This is a genomic window from Protofrankia sp. CiP1_Cm_nod3, assembly GCF_982290655.1.
In genome coordinates this window covers 15,432-16,839 of the sequence record NZ_CEVIVD010000014.1, presented here as the reverse complement: position 1 = coordinate 16,839, position 1,408 = coordinate 15,432, and the positions used below count along the sequence as shown (strand labels likewise).

1 protein-coding gene is annotated in these 1,408 nt (G+C 72.8%); it reads left to right on the top strand.

The annotated features are described in order from the left end of the window. Positions 1 to 16: 16 nt before the first annotated feature. A partial coding sequence (locus AC5LUJ_RS05135) for a class I tRNA ligase family protein (protein WP_493464538.1) occupies positions 17 to 1,408 on the top strand: 1,392 nt, incomplete at its 3' end.

Genomic DNA, 1,408 nt, shown 5'->3' with positions numbered 1-1,408 from the left:
TCGAGGAGAAGGCATCATGACCGGGCGGACAGTGGTGATCTCGCCGGCTCCCACCGCAAACGGCGACCTGCATCTGGGCCATCTGGCGGGCCCGTTCCTGGCGGCCGACGTGTACACCCGGTACGCACGCGCGACCGGCCGCGAGGTGCTGCTCGGCACCGGCATCCAGGACACCCCGAGCTACGTGGTGACCACGGCCCACCGGCTGGGCACGACGCCGGCGCGGCTGGTGGCCCGCTCCGCCCGGCAGGTGGAGGCGTCCCTGGCCGCGGCGGGGATCGGCGTCGACGGCTTCACCGGCGTCGACGAACGGTTCACCAAGACGGTCTGGGGCTTCCTGGAGCGACTGCACGCCGCCGGGAAGCTCCGGGCGCGGACGATGACGTTCCCGTACCTGCCGCGCACCGGGCAGTACCTGGTGGACGGGTACGTGCGCGGAAGCTGCCCGGTCTGCCTGGCCGACGGGTGCGCGGGGCTGTGCGAGAGCTGCGCCCATCCGGTCGCCGCGGGGGAGCTGCTCAACCCGCGTTCGACCATGTACCCGGACGAGCCGGTGCGGCCGCGCCAGGCGCGGGTCCTGGTGCTGCCCATGGAGGAGTACCGGGACGGGCTGCGCGACTACTTCGCCGGCCACGCCGCGATGATGCGCCCGCACATGGCGCAGGCCGTCCAGCAGATGCTCTCCCGGCCGCTGCCGGACTACCCGGTCACCTACCCGGGCTCCTGGGGCATCCCCGCGCACTTCCCCGAGGTCCCCGGGCAGGTGATCAACCCGAACGCCGAGCCGATGGCGTGGAGCATGTACTGCTCCGCGCTGGCGGCCGAGCGCCGGGGCACGCCGCTGGCTGCCGAGGACGAGCTGTGGCTGGCCGGGTCCGGCTCGAGCGTGGTCTACTTCCTCGGCTTCGACAACATCTACCCGTTCGCGGTCGCCGGGACCGCGATGCTGCTGGCGCACGACGGCCGCTACGACCTGCCGGAGCTGTTCCTCACCAACGAGTTCTACGAGCTGGACAACGCGAAGTTCTCCACCAGCCGGGGCCATGTGCTGGGGGGACGGGAGCTGGCGGCCGAGGTGCCGAGGGACCTGATCCGCTTCCACCTGGCCGCGACCAGCCCGGAGTTCCAGCGCACCAGCTTCAGCCGCGAGGAGCTGGCCCGGATCACCCGCTCGCGTCTGGTCGAGCCGTGGAACCGGGTGGCGGCCGAGATCGACAGGTGGGCCGGCCGAGGGCCGCTGGCGGTGTCCGAACGTTCCCGGGCAGCCGCCGCGCGCGTCACCGAACGTTTCGTCGCGGCCTACGACATGCCCTACTTCAGCCTCAACCGGGCGGCCGAGACGCTCGTCGAGCAGCTGGCCCGGCTGGCCGGGTGGACCGCGGGCCAGGGCTCGGGCACGGGCACGGGC